Source organism: Paenibacillus lentus (assembly GCF_042714055.1).
In the GTDB taxonomy this organism is placed as follows: domain Bacteria; phylum Bacillota; class Bacilli; order Paenibacillales; family Paenibacillaceae; genus Fontibacillus; species Fontibacillus lentus_A.
Genome location: NZ_JBHGVC010000004.1, coordinates 98,330 through 114,847, shown reverse-complemented (window position 1 = coordinate 114,847; position 16,518 = coordinate 98,330). Strand labels below are relative to the sequence as shown.

General features: G+C 45.3%; 14 protein-coding genes. 7 read left to right on the top strand and 7 right to left on the bottom strand.

Features of this window, described 5'->3' with window-relative positions; genetic code table 11:
• Positions 1-112 precede the first annotated feature (112 nt).
• The 7 genes from deoD to ACE3MQ_RS10460 are packed head-to-tail and all read left to right on the top strand — an operon-like array spanning position 113 to position 5,868.
• Positions 113-823, top strand: coding sequence for a purine-nucleoside phosphorylase (deoD, locus tag ACE3MQ_RS10490; RefSeq protein WP_379392563.1), 711 nt, complete (start codon positions 113-115; stop codon positions 821-823).
• Between the two features lie 51 nt (positions 824-874).
• Positions 875-1,474, top strand: a complete 600-nt coding sequence (locus ACE3MQ_RS10485) for an ECF transporter S component (RefSeq protein WP_379392562.1) — start codon at positions 875-877, stop codon at positions 1,472-1,474.
• 44 nt (positions 1,475-1,518) lie between these two features.
• On the top strand, positions 1,519-2,268 hold the full coding sequence (locus ACE3MQ_RS10480) for an energy-coupling factor transporter transmembrane component T (RefSeq protein WP_379392561.1): 750 nt from the start codon (positions 1,519-1,521) through the stop codon (positions 2,266-2,268).
• Positions 2,265-3,125 carry an energy-coupling factor ABC transporter ATP-binding protein gene (locus ACE3MQ_RS10475; protein WP_379392560.1) on the top strand — a complete coding sequence of 287 codons (861 nt, stop codon included), beginning with the start codon at positions 2,265-2,267 and terminating at the stop codon, positions 3,123-3,125. Before ACE3MQ_RS10480 ends, ACE3MQ_RS10475 begins: the two co-directional genes overlap by 4 nt.
• Positions 3,122-3,928: an energy-coupling factor ABC transporter ATP-binding protein gene (locus ACE3MQ_RS10470; RefSeq protein WP_379392559.1), complete on the top strand. Its 807-nt coding sequence runs from the start codon at positions 3,122-3,124 to the stop codon at positions 3,926-3,928. The genes ACE3MQ_RS10475 and ACE3MQ_RS10470 overlap by 4 nt, the downstream gene beginning before the upstream one ends.
• 23 nt (positions 3,929-3,951) lie before the next feature.
• Positions 3,952-4,905, top strand: a complete 954-nt coding sequence (locus ACE3MQ_RS10465; RefSeq protein ID WP_379392558.1) for a nucleoside hydrolase — start codon at positions 3,952-3,954, stop codon at positions 4,903-4,905.
• Positions 4,906-4,932: 27 nt separating this feature from the next.
• Positions 4,933-5,868 carry a nucleoside hydrolase gene (locus tag ACE3MQ_RS10460; RefSeq protein ID WP_379393062.1) on the top strand — a complete coding sequence of 312 codons (936 nt, stop codon included), beginning with the start codon at positions 4,933-4,935 and terminating at the stop codon, positions 5,866-5,868.
• A gap of 354 nt (positions 5,869-6,222) precedes the next feature.
• Here the strand turns inward: ACE3MQ_RS10460 and ACE3MQ_RS10455 are convergent, their stop codons facing one another.
• From ACE3MQ_RS10455 to ACE3MQ_RS10425, 7 genes are all read right to left on the bottom strand, one after another.
• Positions 6,223-7,407, bottom strand: coding sequence for a C45 family autoproteolytic acyltransferase/hydolase (locus ACE3MQ_RS10455; protein ID WP_379392557.1), 1,185 nt, complete (start codon positions 7,405-7,407; stop codon positions 6,223-6,225).
• 92 nt (positions 7,408-7,499) lie between these two features.
• A complete protein-coding gene (locus ACE3MQ_RS10450) occupies positions 7,500-8,600 on the bottom strand; it encodes a chitinase (RefSeq protein WP_379392556.1) in 1,101 nt (366 codons plus the stop codon).
• Between the two features lie 306 nt (positions 8,601-8,906).
• On the bottom strand, positions 8,907-10,421 hold the full coding sequence (locus ACE3MQ_RS10445) for a lytic polysaccharide monooxygenase (protein ID WP_379392555.1): 1,515 nt from the start codon (positions 10,419-10,421) through the stop codon (positions 8,907-8,909).
• A 574-nt stretch (positions 10,422-10,995) separates the two neighbouring features.
• Positions 10,996-12,957: a heparinase II/III family protein gene (locus tag ACE3MQ_RS10440; RefSeq protein ID WP_379392554.1), complete on the bottom strand. Its 1,962-nt coding sequence runs from the start codon at positions 12,955-12,957 to the stop codon at positions 10,996-10,998.
• A 61-nt stretch (positions 12,958-13,018) separates the two neighbouring features.
• Entirely contained in the window at positions 13,019-14,611 is a 1,593-nt protein-coding gene (locus ACE3MQ_RS10435; protein ID WP_379392553.1) for a type 2 periplasmic-binding domain-containing protein, read from the bottom strand.
• 29 nt (positions 14,612-14,640) lie between these two features.
• Positions 14,641-15,513 (bottom strand): carbohydrate ABC transporter permease, encoded by an 873-nt coding sequence (locus ACE3MQ_RS10430; protein ID WP_379393060.1) that lies wholly within the window; start codon positions 15,511-15,513, stop codon positions 14,641-14,643.
• 9 nt (positions 15,514-15,522) lie between these two features.
• On the bottom strand, positions 15,523-16,509 hold the full coding sequence (locus ACE3MQ_RS10425) for an ABC transporter permease (RefSeq protein WP_379393058.1): 987 nt from the start codon (positions 16,507-16,509) through the stop codon (positions 15,523-15,525).
• Between the last annotated feature and the right edge of the window lie 9 nt (positions 16,510-16,518).

The following is a 16,518-nucleotide window of genomic DNA, read 5'->3' as shown; positions in this document are numbered from 1 at the left end:
GTTAAGCTCCGTAACTTTCTGGTCTTGGTTATCGCTCCGATTCTTACTATGATGAAGGCAGATAGATAATAAAGCGCTTTCCTAAAGGAAGCCAGTAATCAGGAGGAGCAGGATGAGTATACATCTAGGAGCAAAACAGGGAGAAATCGCAGAACGTGTGTTGCTGCCCGGCGATCCTTTACGGGCAAAGTTTGTAGCAGAGCACTTTTTGGAGGAGGTGTATTGTTACAACGAAGTGAGAGGCATGTATGGGTACACCGGCCTTTATAAAGGGGTTCCGGTTTCTGTCCAAGGTACAGGAATGGGCAACCCGACCATGAGTATTTATGCTACAGAGCTGATCCAGGATTACGGGGTCAAAAAGCTGATTCGCATCGGTACATGCGGCGCCATGCAAAAAGAGCTTCAGGTTCGCGACATCGTACTGGCCCAAGCCGTATCTTCGGACAGCAATTTGATGGAAAAAATATTTTATGGCTGCAATTACGCGCCAACAGCCGATTATGGCCTGTTAAGCAAAGCCCATCAACTAGCTCGGGAGAAGCAAGTAAATGTCTTTGTCGGGAACATCTATAATTCCGATGAATTTTACAGGGAAACTCTGGATCGTCTTCATAAATTTATGGATTTCGGAGTGCTCGCGGTTGAGATGGAAAGTGCTGCCTTGTACACGCTGGCTGCCAAATACGGCGTAAGGGCTCTGTCCATATTAACGGTAGGCAGTCATCTGCTGACCAATGAACGCTCGTCCCATCAAGACAGCGAGAAGTCCTTCCATGACATGGTGGAGGTAGCACTCCATACCATCTTGGCTGACGAATAATCTTTAGTTGAATTGCTTTTATGACAAACTATGCTCTAGGGGGAATAAGCAATGGAAATCAAGCGCGGATTTAAATATGATTTTTCGTTGTTGGCCATCTTGTTAATTCCGATCGGTATCGCAATTAACTTTGTCGGTGCGCAAATTGTGCTGCTGCTCAAGCTGCCGATCTACTTGAACACCATCGGAACGATTCTGACAGCCATGATCGGCGGCCCTTGGGTTGGTATGGTTACGGGGGCCAGTACCAATCTCGTCGTCGGAATAACGAATCCGGTCTCGTTCGCATTTACGCCCGTACAAATGGCCGTCGGTCTTATGGTCGGCCTGCTGTCCATGAAAGGCATGTATACGAAGCTGTGGAAAGTGATCTTGTCTTCATTCGCCGTCGTACTGACCGTACTGGTCGTTGCATCTCCGATCCAGGTGCTGATGTTCGGCGGAGCGACCGGCAACTCCTCGGATGCCGTGGTTGCTACATTCCTGGCTTCCGGGCAGCAGATCTGGACGGCGGTATTCTCAACCAAAATTCTGGTGGAAAGCGTCGACAAAATCATCAGCAACGTCATCGCCTTTATCATCGTTATGAAGATGTCCCCGAGATACTTGTCCAAGCTGAACTACGGCACGATTTTCATCAAAAAGAAATGACGTATAGTCAGTAATGGGTACGCTTTCAGAAGGAGGGGGTTCTTGTGAATAACGAACGGTCCATGTTGAGCCGTCTTTATCCAACAACCAAGTTTATGATTACTGTCGCTTTATGTTTGGCTGCATTTATCGTACCCGGCTATGGGTTCAGCTACGCCATTCTGCCGATTTGCATGGTGCTGGCCTACTTTGCCGGCAGCTTCAAGGAGTTTTCCAATCTCGCGGTCAAGGCACTGCTGATGATTGTAGTATTTATCTTTATTCTGCAAAGTTTCTTCTATCCCGGCAATGATATTCTGTGGAGCTGGAGCATTTTTTCCATCAAGCGGGAAGGTGTTGAATTCGCCCTGTTCCTGACCTCCAAAATCGTGGCGGTAGCTTCGGCATTCATTCTGTTCTTCCGCATCACCAAGGTTAAGGATTTGGTTCATTCGCTGGAACAGATCGGCTTGCCGTCCAAGGTAACCTATGTCATCTTGTCCACGCTGCAGCTCATTCCTGAGATGAAAAAGCTGACCCATGTTATCATGGACGCACAAAAAACAAGAGGCGTTGAAACCGAAGGCAAGCTGCTTGTCCGCATGAAGGCCTTCCTGCCGACACTTAGTCCGCTTATTCTCGGATCTGTGGCAAGCACGGAGGAACGGGTACTAACGCTGGAATCGAGAGCGTTCTCGGCCAATGTTAAAAAAAGCAGCATCTACAAACTGGAGAAAACAAAGCATGACCGGCTGATTCAAATTCTGCTGATTGTACTGCTTGCTATCTTAATCGTCTGGAGAGTTGCGCTATGAGTATAATTACGATCAAGAATCTATCATACCAGTATCCGATCAGCGAGTCTGATGCACTCAAGGGAGTGAATATAACCATCGAAAAAGGCAAGCTGTATGCACTGGTTGGTGCCAACGGGGGCGGAAAAACGACCCTGTGCAATGTCATCCGCGGGTTTATCCCCCACTTCTATAAGGGGGATCTGCGCGGCGAGGTGCTGATTGAGGGCAAGGATATCCGTGAATGGGAAATGGGCGAGCTCTCCCAAAAAATCGGCTATGTCTTCCAGAATCCTTTTACACAAATTAGCGGCGTGAAGGATAACGTGTTCGAAGAGATTGCATTTGGCCTGGAGAATCTGGGCATGGAGCCTGAACTCATCCGCGAGAAGGTGGATCAGGTGATCCGGATGCTGGAGATCGATTATTTGCGGGATAAAAACCCGTTTGAGCTCTCCGGCGGTCAGAAGCAGCGGGTTGCCCTAGCTTCGATCATCGTGATGGAGCCGGATGTGCTGGTGATTGACGAGCCGACCTCGCAGCTTGATCCGAAGGGAACGGAAGAAGTGTTCAAGATTATCGAGCTGATGAAGAAAAAAGGAAAAACCATCATTCTCGTTGAGCACAAAATTGAGCTGATTGCCGAATATGCCGACTATATCATCCTGCTAAACGAGGGTGAAGTGGCTATGCAAGGAAACACGAGAGAGATTCTTACCGATGAGCGTGCACTTGCGTTCGGGGCTGCGCTCCCCCAATATTCGCTGTTCGGCCTGGAAATGCGCAAGCGGCAGATGGAGCTTGGCAGCATCCCGTTAACGGAAAAAGAAGCCATCGAAGCCGTGAAGACATGGATGAAGAAGGGGGTTAAAGCATGAGCTTTCTGACTTTGACGAATGTTTCCTTTGCCTATCCGAACGGCTACAAAGCGGTAGATCGAGTCAACATGTCCTTTAGAAAGGGCGAATCCGTTGCCATTGTCGGCCAGAATGGGGCGGGTAAAACAACGACCGTCAAGATGATGAACGGGCTGCTCAAGCCTTCCGAAGGGGATGTCATCATCGATGGCTGGAATACGCGGGATTATACCACCGCACAAATATCGAGAAAGGTCGGCTATGTGTTCCAAAACCCGGACGACCAGATCTTTCATAACGATGTGTACAGCGAGATTGAATTCGGCCCCCGCAAGCTGGGTCTTCCGGAGGAGCAGGTCAAAGCGAACGTCATGAAAGCGGCAGAGCTGGCAGGCGTCGTTCCATTTCTTAAGGATAATCCTTACAATTTGCCTTATTCCATGCGTAAATTCGTTACGATTGCCTCCGTGATTGCGATGGATTCCAGTGTCATCATTCTGGATGAGCCGACAGCGGGCCAGGATATTCCGGCCATGGAACGGCTCTCCCGTCTGATCGAAGCATTAAACAAGGAAGGAAAAACCATTATCACGATCACGCATGATATGGAATTTGTCGTAAACAACTTCCATCGAGTCATCGTCATGGCGAACCGCCAGGTTATTGCGGATGACGACAAGCGGGCCATCTTCTGGAATCTGGATGTACTGGAGCAGGCGATGCTGAAGCAGCCGCATATCAGCAGGCTCAGCTACTCCCTGGATATCGGCAACAAGATCCTGGCGATACCGGAGCTTGCGGACGAGCTTGCCAAGCTTAAGTGAGGGAATAAGGGAGTGACGACAATATGGAGCAGGAGCAGGTAAAGCACATCCTGTTGGATGTGGATACCGGCGTGGATGATGCCCTGGCGCTCATCTTTGCCGTAAAATCCAATAAGCTGCATATAGAAGGCATTACAACGGTATTTGGCAATGTGGATGTGAAGCAGGCGACGGAGAATACGCTCCGGGTGCTGGAATTGGCGCAGCCCCGTTACGAGATTCCGGTTGCCATGGGGGCGGACGCCCCTTTGTTTCGCCCCCGCCGCGAGAATGTAACCGCCATTCATGGAGCCAACGGCCTGGCCGGGTATGAACTGCCTGAGACGCGCCAATTGCCGGTGGACGAGAGAGCGTCCGATTTCATCGTGCGGAAGGTGCGGGAACAGGCACATGACATTACCCTAGTATTCACCGGCAGGCTGACCAATTTGGCGGTGGCGCTCGCCAAGGATTCGTCGATCGCGAAGAAGGCGGAGCTCGTGTTGATGGGAGGCGCCATCAAGGTGCCGGGCAATACGACGCCCGTGTCCGAGGCCAACATCCACGGTGATCCAGAAGCGGCGCACCGGGTGTTTGAGTCCGGGATTCCGATTACGATGGTAGGTCTGGACGTAACCGGGAAGGCCAAATTCAGCGAAGCTCATTTTCATAAGCTCATGAACGGCTTTACGGATGAACAGGCAGAATTAAGAGCATTCATGCATCATATATTTACATTCAGCTTTGAGGCAAGCGACCGCTTGAACGAGGGTAAATACCGGCTGATGCACGATCCGCTGGCTCTGGCTGTCGTCGAGGATGCTTCCCTTGTGGAGACGGAGGATTATTACGTCTATATTGAGACGAAGGGACAGGTATCCTCTGGAGCGACGCTGGTCGACTTCAGACATCCGCAGTCACGGATCAATGCCTCCGTATGCATGCATGTCCGTGAAGAGGCATTCCTTCAGCATTACATTCGCACGGTGCTGTCATAACCGTCAGAGGAAGGAGGAGCATGATTGATGCACCGAATATTATTGGATGTGGATACAGGAGTTGACGATGCGCTGGCGATTGCCTACGCTGTCCGATCCTCGGCTCTGGATGTCATCGGGATTACGACCTGCTTCGGAAACGTACCGATAAACCACGCGACACGCAATACGCTCCATGTGCTGGAACGATTAGGAGCCACCGGAATTCCTGTCGCTATGGGGGAAGCCGCCCCATTGTTCCATCCCTTTACGAAGGCTTATCCTGCCCACTTTCATGGCGAGAATGGACTGGGCAACCTGACATTCCCCGATCCGGCGGGCAAGCCGGTATCAACGCCCGCAGCGGCCTTTATGGTGGATCAGATCAGACGATACCCGAAGCAGGTGACTCTAGTCTGTATCGGCCCATTGACCAATCTGGCCGCGGCCATTATGCAAGCGCCGGAGATACCTTCGCTGGTTCGGCAGATTATCGTGATGGGCGGAGCCGTCAACGTGGCGGGCAACCGCCGTATGCATGCGGAAGCAAATGTATATTCCGATCCAGAAGCGGCCCAACTCGTCTTCCAATCCGGAGCTCCGATTACGCTGGTCGGACTGGATGTGACCATGCAGACCGAGCTCAGACTGGAGGATATTCAGCGCTGGAGAGAGCTGGATTCGGATCTGACCCGCTTTTTGGCTGATATTACCTCCTACTATATCGAAGGCTATTGCCAGGCCTTTAGCGATCGGGTAGGCTGTGCCCTGCATGATCCGCTGGCGGTAGCTGTTGCGATCGACCCCAGCCTGGTCGAGGTTCAGCCGATGGTACTCCAGATAGATTTGGAAGGCATCCACTCCTATGGCAGAACCATCGCCGATCTGCGTCCGCGTTGTACCGACCCGCCGAATGTCAACGTCTGCATCGGTGTCGATGCCAAGCGGTTTCAGAGGCATTTTATTCAGACATTGATGATATAAGCTGCTCGGATAAAATCGAAGTCGATGCTTTGGCCAAAGCTAACGGGGTCAGTTGATCTGGAAATCAAAGTTGGTGAGGTTAAGGGCAAAATCCTTCACAATAAATAATAGCAATGAACCACTCCGTTCCCGCTTCAGCGGATAATAGGGTGGTTCTATGCGATTTAACAATCCTCCTCACATTACCGAGGCCGAAAGTGATATGACGAAGCTTCTATCGCAGAAGGAACCTTTGTCGGCTATCGAGAAAATCAACATGACGTTTTAAGAGCTTAATATGTTCACCCTGTTCCCCAGAACTTAGGACACCATGGTCTGAATGCAAGATTTGCGAACAGTGTTCAATTCCTACCATCAATCCATTTCTCGCCAAAATTGTTCTGGATTCTCGATCTTCACATCATCATATTTGCATACAATCTCTTCAAGCCCGATCGGTGCGTCAAAACCAACTTCATACCATGGATTCATATCTGGTGGACCAAAACTAACCTTCAGCTTCTTTTCAGTTACATCAAATATCATACTTCTAAGTGTACCCATCCCACTTGAATAAAAATGACAGCATGGACCATACGGATACGGAGTTTGCAATAACCCTCTTATCTTATCTTCATTGATATAAGGCGCATCTCGCAATAATGTATTCCACACAGAAGAATAGCGCATTTCGGAATGCCAAAAGTGATATACATCAAATTCTTTCATTTCATGGCTCACATAATGATTTGTGGCGACCAATAAACCACCAACGGGTTTCCTCACAGCCATTCTTTTTTTGTCTGCTGTAAAGCTTGCCACCTCGAAAATTGAAACATTATTAGCAGCGTCCGCTACCAAGAAATTTGTATTCGTACATAATGGTATTTCTTCAAGCAAACATTGCGCTTCATAAACATCTTTACAGCGATCTAAAATGGCACGAATGGCGACCCAGAACTCACAACCATCCCCATCAAGAGGCTTCAAGTACGCAGTACTGGACATGGAAACGACGAGCCCGTATTCATTCATCCCGTCCATTCTTCCCGCATTTTGCAATGAGAACCCCATATGCTTTGGTTTTCCTGTTACCCGGGTAATGCATAAACTTCTTTCATCCCTTACAAAATATTCATAACTCCTTCCCACATAAAAATGCCCGTCGCTCGTGTTTGAAGGAAGCACTGCAAATTGACAGCAATGCTGAGAATCTTGATATGAATTCGCATAGCATAATATTTTTTCCGGCTCTATACCTATTTCATCAGCAAATCCTTGTATTTCATCCACAAAGCCTGGACATATTTTATCAATCAACATCATTCTCTTATGGGCCGTTACTGTAGAGATATAATCCTGTCCTTCCATCGGACTAATAAAATAAGCAATATCCTGCGGATATTTCTCTTTAAATGTAATCGCCCGCTGTTTACCCACCTCATAATTGCTTCCTTCAGCCACATGAATGTCAAAAATCATAGGGTCTTTTTTTTCGTTATTTTCCATATCCACCAACCTATTCTCTAAATAAAAATTATTAGTCAAGATATCTTCCATTTTCCACCGAAATCTTATCATATTAAAAAAATTAGGTCTAATGAATTTGAAAATAATCATTGGTGACCATCAAAAAAGCTGAACCCGATAGTTCAGCTTTCAAATGGACTCATGCCTGCCGTATTTACTTTCTCTCCTTCAATCGAAATCCCCATTCCTGTTGTAATTTTACGATAAAAACCAACACGGCTAGCTATACGACGGTCGGTTTCATCTAAGTTGCCTTCAAGATTGCCGTTAATGATCATAATGGTAACACCAAAGCCCGGCTGTATTAATCCTTTAGAAATATCCGACTCAGAGGGCGTCCAGCTGCCAACCATCACATCATGAGCGGAGGGCTTCGGAGGCTGCGGCGTCATCCAGAACAGGATAGCCGTCATAAAGCCTAACTTGCCATCGTTCACAATAAGCTCAGGCTGCTGAAGCAGCTTATCTTTGGTGCCATAAATAATTCCACTAATCAATCCGTAATTGTAGTTCCAGCTCAGCTGCATCGGCCCACGTCCATGATAAGACTTGCCCTCTACTGGCAGAAAGATGTCATGTGCTTCAACATAATTGACACTGGTGGTGTTAATATAAGATACTTCCTCATTCCAATACAAACCCCAAGCAAGTGAGCCTCCAGGGAATGTTGGCATACCTCCGCCCGTTTCGTGCGAAATATTGGCGAGAAAAGCTGCCAGCTCATGCTTTCGCTTCAAGTCAGACCCTTCTTTAATAAAGGAACCAAAATCAACCGTTTTCGATATAATTGGAACCGTCATATTTGAGGAGGTATTAAAGTTCGTATTCTGGTAGATGAGCGTTTCTGTCTTTGTTTCTTTATCTAATCGAAATATGCGACTGTTCTTAGTATCGTCCTGTCTGTATTCCACCTTATATTTGATATTAGCTACTTCCGTAACGGCAGCAATCAAATTGTTGTACGAATAATAGTCGGTTTGGTCTGCATTGTAATATGGTTGATTAGCGGCAAATTTGTGCCATTCCGTCGTGCCAATTCGATAGGGAAACAATTGTTCATACTTCTCTTGCGGCAGTGCACTTTGTACGGCAGCAACAGCATTGTCTGGTGAAAATTGTGGATCTATTCCACCCCACAAGGATATGACTTGGGAATCGGTAAGAACGCGGCTTTGGCTAACAATTAAATCATCTAAAGCTTCGGATTTCGCTTCACTTTTCATTTCACTTTCCCTCCAGTTTTCACTTTAGATGAGGTGGTTCATGGGGCTTGCGGTAATATGACAGGCAGTACAACGGCGCTAATAAAAAAGCTTTTTGCTTGTCAGCTTTGTTTCCATCCTCATCCTTCAATTCAGAAAATACAACTATAATTCCAATTATAGTAAGCGTTAAAATTGATTTCTATATGAGTAATCAACTATTTTGATAGACAATACCCTTATCTTCAGATCGAACATCCGTACGAATGAAACGAAAGGCACCCAGAATGGGTGCCTTTCTCTCTTAAAGGAGATTTATGAAGTTGTTTATTTAATTTGTTTCCATACGTCTGCTTTATTAGGAAGTTCATTATATGTCCACCATTTAGCTTCATAGGTAGCACCATCAAATTGCACTTTATCTCCACCTACATACGCTTTTTTGGCATCCCATTCCGGGTAAAGACTTCCTTCATTGCCTCCCCCGCCTGCTCCATCTTCAGTTGCTGTCTTCACCGTGAACGGAGATGATGCTTGTGATTTAATACCAGCACCATCAACAGCTACTACCGTAAACACATAAGAAGTGCCCGTTGAAAGTCCCGTTGCTTCATAAACCGCTGATGTCGACTTACCAAGCAAAGTATTATTTAAATAGATTTCGTACTGTGCAGCACCTTCGGAAGCTGTCCACATAAGAGATACGCTTGACGATGTGGTTTTCATCGAGTGAACACCTGTAGGTACTGAAGGGCCAGTAGGTCCCTGACCTGCATCACTAATTAATTTCCATACTTGCGTTTTACCAGGAGTTTCATTCTGTGTCCACCATTTAGCTTCATAGGTAGCACCGTTATATTGTACTTTAGCTCCACCTAAATACACTTTTGTGGAAGCCCATTCTGGGTAATTATTGTTATTGTCACCGCCGCCGCTATTACCTTCAGTGGATGTGGTAACTGTTACAGCTGGAGAAGCTTGTGATTTATCACCTGCTCCGTCAACCGCTCTTACTGTGTACACATAAGAAGTGCTGGCAGTAAGGCCTTGATCTACATAGGTATTTGTTGTTGAAGTTCCAACGAGAACACCGTTACGGTAAATTTCATAACTTGCGATTCCTGTTGGCGCTGTAGAAGCTGTCCACTTTAACGTTACACTTGTAGCTGTTTTGCTCGTTGCGTTAACATTTGCTGGAACAGTCGGCCCTTGTACTGCGCCACTGCTCACAATATTCGCATCGATGACTTGATAGAAGGCATTTGGTGTATCTGCGATTTCCCATACGCCAAGAATAAGATGATAACCTGTGCGATCAGCAGGGATATTGAATTGGTGTGAAGTCGTAGGATTTGGCTTCGCTCCGTTGTCATCAACAGAGAAGAGCAACTCAAGATCATCACGACCAAGTGGCTTATTTGGATCCCAATTTGCTTTCGTAATGTAATATTTCCATTCACTTGTTGCATGAGCAGCCGTTAGCTTCCAAGTAAATGTATTAAGACCTGTTTGTAAGGTTACTTTATTCCAACGATCAGCTTTTTGCTCATAAAGCTCTTTAAAAATACCGCCGCCCGTGATTTCTCCATCTACAGGACCTGTCGTCGGGAAGTTGCCAATCGCTTCAACACTTTGCGGTTCATATTGAATAGCACCACAGTTCGTATTCTCGCCTTGCTTACACATATAAGCACGGCTTGCTGGTGACTCGATATAACCGTGAGCGGAAGCACTATTTGCAAACACGGTTAACAATAAAAATCCTAGTATAAAAGTTGAAAAACCTACCATGAGTGCTTTTGCCTTGGAAGGCAAGCGAAGATTGAAATATTGCGTTGTCATTATTCTTCTCCTTTTTCAATAATTTTGTTGGTGAGGTTATTAGCCGATGGTTAATTCTAGGCTCCCACCTCTTGCAGTTAAATTTTTCACAACCGCACACCAATATTACCCATATTTGAGAGAGTTGGGTATAGGCTATAAGTAACTTTTGCAAATTTCGTAGAATATTGTCAACATGTAATGCAGCTAAATCATAATATTAAGAAAATATATTTGTTTTTTATAATATTTCGTTGTTTTTTGTAACATTTTGTTATCTATTTAACCTATGATAGATTCATATGCTAATTATTAGATATAAATCCCCCTCCAAATGTAAGGGGTACATAGAACCAAAGGCATCCTCTAAAGCAGAGAGTCTTGAATTAATTAATCGTTTTAGACTATATGAATTCCAACGAATCGAGGGGCTTTCGGAGTAAATTTATTGGGTATAATTACCTTGCGCAGGGTCGACTAGACTTCATTGAATCGAAAAATAAGCAGAGAGAAGGACTCTTCTCTCTGCTTATTTTGATAACAATTGGTTTGCTAACCTCCGATTTCTTTATCTTTTGCCATGGTTTAGATATTTTTAATAGTGTCGAATTTTAAAGATTTCAATATCATTGTCTCTGACCATAATGCGATAATGCCGGCCATAGTTGAGCTCGTAGCAGGCATCACCCGTAAGCTGAATATCTGCAGCTGGTACGTGGTCACCTTTGTAAGGAACTAATACAGTCAAGAAGGTAACCGTGCCGCTGTAAATTCCTTGGAATCGGACTCTTGTTGCAGGCCTTGCGATGTCATTCATATCGGACAGCCTTCCCGGCAGAAGCTCTACTTCTTCCTGGGGATACGTAAATATGGCAAGATTCGCAATGTCACTCGTGGCGATGACAGCCTCCGATGCTGCCTCTACCTCTGTATAATCCAAATGAAAATACCGCTGAACTCCGTTATGCTCTAAGCCTTCAACGCAATCTGCAATAACAATGAGTTGGTTATCCACCAAGGCCATATGACGATGATGAACAATAGGCTCATAATTCATATGGTAAGCGCTTGCTATTTGGTAGAAGCCCCTGTCTTCCACATTGTAAACTGCCCCGATCTTCTGTGGACCAAATTGAAATGAACTTATATACTCAAAATGATCCCTCTCATCAATTAGAAGAGTTGAATGATAGTTGGCGCTTTTAAATTGCTTGCGATCCTCATCCTCTCTATAGCAGAAAATACCGGGATCACAAATCATATTTTTCCCTAGTGCTGTAAAGTCAAAGCTCATGAGATCGATATGAGCGTGGGAATTTTGAATCGGGCTTCTGCATGTAAACAGAAAGCTCAGCGCCTCGAAGTCCCATCCGCTGCGAATAATCGCTTGATGAAGTGTTCGGTTCCAGAAGGTTGTAAGCTTATCGCATTCATAATGCTTGCCTTGCAGGGATTTCAAGTCCTCAGAGAACCGCTGTACATCTAAAGCACGCCAAACATGCTTGCTAGCCTCACGCACCGTCTCCTGAGTGCCGATCAGATTAGTTGCTAGCCCTAGCCATGTTAAATCATCTAACGCCATGTAGCCATAAACCGCCCCCATAACAGCCAGATTGTTGGCATGCGAATCTCCTACAGGCACACATTTTCCAGTTGGCCGCAGAGAATAAATAGAATAATCGAGGTTCTTGCGGAACAATTCCATGTACTTATCTGAGAACTGGAAACGAAAACGCTTGGCCAGTACGACAGCCAGCCCAAACCAAAACATACAGCCATTATGGTAGGAAGGACATCCCTCAATCTGGCCGCCGTCTTCGGTCAATTGCGCAAGGCAGCATCTCTCGATCCCCTCGATCGCAAAGGCTCTCCACTCTTCAGCCTCTCGCAGCTCTGGAAAATATAGTGCAGTTGTCAATATACCAAGGCATTCCATAAGAAAATGGTTATGATCCGCCTTAGGCCAAAGCAGCGGCGATACCTTGCGCAAGATCTTGATTTGCTTGTATACAACCTCTAAATACTGCTCCAATACGGCCTCTGTAAACATCTCTGTATGCCCCAGATGCTCTAATATTAGCGGCCAGGTCTTGTAATTCCGAATGCCGAGCTCTAGTGCCCGCAATGGATGGCATCCCTCAAAATAGCTGATCGGATAGTCGATCATGTCATCACGAATCTCGACCGTTCCGATCCAATCCAACATCTCTTCAATAACTTTGCGTCCGTATTTCTCATCCTGTGTTAAAGAATATGCTTCTAATAAGTCCTGCCAATGCGTCATTCGATTCAGCTGCCAGAGAAATTCATTATCATTATGTCTGATATCCAGCCAGCAGGGGGGACTCCCTACAAATTCACGCACGCCTCCTGTGCCTGGAAGTTTAAGAAATCCCCGATAAGCCTCCTCTGCATTGGTTATTGTTTCTCGAACAAGCTCTGGCATGTGATCAGAAATATAGGCGCTCTTGACTGCGATAGGTTCTAATCTAGACCGCAGGTTAGCTAATAATTGCCCGGTAGATATCGGTTCTTTCAACAAGGCTTGTATATTCATCTTTGTTTCTCCTTAAATAATAGGCTGTAGAGTATGACATCTACAGCCTATCCGCATTCTTCTATTTTTCTTCCAGCTCAGTAACATACCGATCATATGCAGCCTGGTTGATCTCTACCAGACGACGCGCATCCAGCTTTTCAAGCTCTTTGACAAATGCTGCATGATCTACTGGCTTCGCACCCAAAATCCATTGCTGTGTCGTTTCAGCAATATAAGTATCGATTTTAGGGGAAATCTTCTGGATTTCTCTTTGCTCCTCCGTTGTAAACTTCAGAACAGGATATTTATCCATGAATACTTGTTTTTCTTTATAAGCGTTAATACCTTCTTTCGCCAGAGGCAATGTCCATTGTTCTTCGTAGAAATAGTCTTGCTGGAAGCCAAAGCTGGATTGAGCTCCTGTCTCCCGAATCACATCTACAGGCGCTTTATCGGACTTCATCACTTTATCTGTGAAAATCGGCTTGCCATCGACCATCGTATACGTATCGCCTTCCATACCGAAGTTCGCCATTCTTCTGCCTTCTTCTGAGAACCAGAAGTCAAAATATTTAATAGTTGCAATCGGATCCGGGTTGCTGTGGGAGATTCCCCATCCAAAGTTTCTGGCGCGATCCCGTTTGGAAGGCTCTTTCACATTGCCATCAACATCCGCTGGCGGAAGCATAGGATTAAATTGGAATCCAGAAATTTTGCTCTCCAATTGCTCGTTATAATTCCCTGTCGAAGCGAAGAAGTCATGAGTTAAACCTCCAACGTTATCAGCAAGCAGAATATCTCTGGCCTTGCCTCCACGAGTGAAGATCTCTTTATCAATAAGCCCCTCTTTATACCACTGCGCCAGATTCTCCATGGCCACGCCATATTCGTTCTCTAGAGGCCCGTATATCACTTTGCCATCAAATGCCCGATAGCCTGGATATCCATTCCACAGCGCCATAAGTCCTTCAATTCCAAGGGAGGTATTTCTATGGAAAAATCCAATTTCGTCTTTCTTGTTGTTGCCATTAGGGTCATTATTCACGAATGCCGTTAATACATTATGCAGCTCGTCAACCGTTTTCGGTTCATCCAATCCCAAATTCTCTAACCAGTCTTTGCGGATAAACCAGCCTTTTTCAGCTTCTCCATCTTGGATGAATGGGATAAACCATATTTTCCCTTCTATATCCGAGGCCGCGCTTCTTACATCCGGATTGTCTTCAAAAAATTTCTTCAGATTAGGAGCATGCATGTCAATCAAATTATTAAGCGGAAGAAAAGCCCCTTCCGGACCAAACTTCAAGAAATCATTGGACAGCGCTTGCATAATATCTGGCAGCTGACCCGATGCCATGACGACACTAAAGGTTTCCGTAAAATCTGACACCGTACTCGGCAATGTTCCTTCCAGTGTCACATTCGTCATTTCTGCCGCTTTCACGAAGATCGGCCAGTCATTCTTAAATACGCCTGATTCTTTCGTTCCCAGATGAACCTTTAATTTAAGCGGCTTCTCAGAAGCCAGATTCGGGTTCTGACTGTCTTGTACCGCCGTTTCGGCTGGAGCAGCAGCTTCTTCTTTAGGTGATGATGACGATGAGCATCCTACAAGAGCACCTGCCAATAACGTTGTTGCAGCTAAAACACAAACGATCTTTTTCAATTTCATGAATGTCACCCCGATTTAGAATATATGATTTATCCTTTTACTGCCCCTACCAACATACCCTTTATGAAATATTTCTGGATATAAGGATACACAAGTACAATAGGTATAATTGAGACAATAATGGTAGCGTAAGTTACGGTGTCCGCAGATATAGTAGAAGAAAAGTCCAATGCAGCTGTAAATTCCGATTGCAGGTCATTTTCCACAACCATTTTCTTCAACAATACTTGAAGTGGAATCTTATCCGTATCCGTCAGCAGGATCATCGACCAGAAATACCCGTTCCATCTCTCAATGGCATAGAATAGTCCAACTGTCGCAAGTCCAGGCTTTACCAACGGTAAGTAAACTTTAAGAAGCACATGCAGATCATGGCCACCATCTACTTTCACCGATTCTTCCAACTCATCTGGCAATCCTTCAAAGCTTGTTCGAAGCAGAATAACCTTAAATGCATTACATGCAAAAGCTATAATAATACCTGTTCGCGTATTTATTAGCCCCAAATCTCTTAAAATAAGATAGAAAGGGATCATCCCCGCATCAAACCAGAGCGTCAACGTGACTAATACCGTAAAAAACTTCCTTCCTCTCAAGCGCTTCTTCGACAAAGCATAGGCACCACAGATCGTAAAGAACATGGATACCGCCGTTCCGGCCACGGTGTAGAATATGGTGTTTCCATAAGCTATCCATATGTCCGGATTGCCCAAAACCTCTTTATATGCATCAAATGTAAGTCCTTTGGGAAATAGCAGCACCTTACCCGTAATTACGTTATAAGGCTTACTTATAGAAGCGGATAATACATATAAAAAAGGATATAACGCCGCTGTCGCCATCAGAGCTAACAGGATATTATTGATGATCTTAAATATTTTCTCTCCTCTTGACTCAATCATATCTATCACCTACCATAAGCCTGCATCAGTTACTTTTTTACTAATCCTATTCGCTAAAACGACCAAAACTAAGGCTACGATGGAGTTGAACAATCCCACAGCTGTCGCAAAGTCATATCTGCCATCAACGAGCCCTGAACGATAGACATATGTACTAATGACATCCGCCGTCTCATACGTTGCCGGCTGGTAGAGCAGAATGATCGTCTCATATCCGACACTCAGCAGGCTGCCGATCTTCATAATGAGCATAACGACAATGGTGGGCAGAATTCCCGGCAGTGTTACATGCATAATCTGTTTAAATTTATTGGCTCCATCCATTTTTGCAGCTTCGTAGAGCTGCGTGTCTATACCAGCAATAGCTGCGATAAAGACGATTGAGGCAAAGCCCGTCTCTTTCCAGAGGTTCATGGTAGTATAGATTCCTCTGAAGTAACCAGGATCGGTCAAGAAATAAATCTTCTCCATCCCCAGCTTTTCTAAAATAAGGTTAATCAAGCCGTTGTCCGGAGCCAGGAATGTGGTTACGATCCCCGCGATAACGACTGCTGATATAAAGTGAGGCAGATACGTAAGCGTTTGCACTACTTTCTTAAAACGCTCCCTGGTAACCTCACTAATCATAATGGCCAATATAATCTGGGCCGGAAAGCAAATCAGGAGTCCATACAAGCTGATGATGACCGTATTTTTAAATACTCTTAAAAAGTACTCGCTCCCCATGAATTCTCGAAGGTGTTCAAAGCCAACCCATTCGCTTCCGCCGATCCCTTTAAATAAGCTAAAGTCTTTAAAGGCAATTTGAATTCCCCACATAGGAAGATACTTAAAAACTAAGAACCATACCAAAAATGGAATAAGCAGATAATACAGCATTCGATCCTTAATTACATCTCTTATTAATTCCTTAAAGTACGTTTTCAGATCTCTTTTAGGCCTCACCCTTTTATCAAATTGGGTAGGTGATTTCATTGGCGCAGCAGAATTTCTCACATTCAAGTT

Coding starts and splice junctions, on each gene's coding strand:
- deoD (WP_379392563.1), top strand. CDS start 113: ATGAGTATACATCTAGGAGCAAAACAGGGAGAAATCGCAGAACGTGTG.
- ACE3MQ_RS10485 (WP_379392562.1), top strand. CDS start 875: ATGGAAATCAAGCGCGGATTTAAATATGATTTTTCGTTGTTGGCCATC.
- ACE3MQ_RS10475 (WP_379392560.1), top strand. CDS start 2,265: ATGAGTATAATTACGATCAAGAATCTATCATACCAGTATCCGATCAGC.
- ACE3MQ_RS10470 (WP_379392559.1), top strand. CDS start 3,122: ATGAGCTTTCTGACTTTGACGAATGTTTCCTTTGCCTATCCGAACGGC.
- ACE3MQ_RS10465 (WP_379392558.1), top strand. CDS start 3,952: ATGGAGCAGGAGCAGGTAAAGCACATCCTGTTGGATGTGGATACCGGC.
- ACE3MQ_RS10460 (WP_379393062.1), top strand. CDS start 4,933: ATGCACCGAATATTATTGGATGTGGATACAGGAGTTGACGATGCGCTG.
- ACE3MQ_RS10455 (WP_379392557.1), bottom strand. CDS start 7,407: ATGGAAGATATCTTGACTAATAATTTTTATTTAGAGAATAGGTTGGTG.
- ACE3MQ_RS10450 (WP_379392556.1), bottom strand. CDS start 8,600: ATGAAAAGTGAAGCGAAATCCGAAGCTTTAGATGATTTAATTGTTAGC.
- ACE3MQ_RS10445 (WP_379392555.1), bottom strand. CDS start 10,421: ATGACAACGCAATATTTCAATCTTCGCTTGCCTTCCAAGGCAAAAGCA.
- ACE3MQ_RS10440 (WP_379392554.1), bottom strand. CDS start 12,957: ATGAATATACAAGCCTTGTTGAAAGAACCGATATCTACCGGGCAATTA.
- ACE3MQ_RS10435 (WP_379392553.1), bottom strand. CDS start 14,611: ATGAAATTGAAAAAGATCGTTTGTGTTTTAGCTGCAACAACGTTATTG.
- ACE3MQ_RS10430 (WP_379393060.1), bottom strand. CDS start 15,513: ATGATTGAGTCAAGAGGAGAGAAAATATTTAAGATCATCAATAATATC.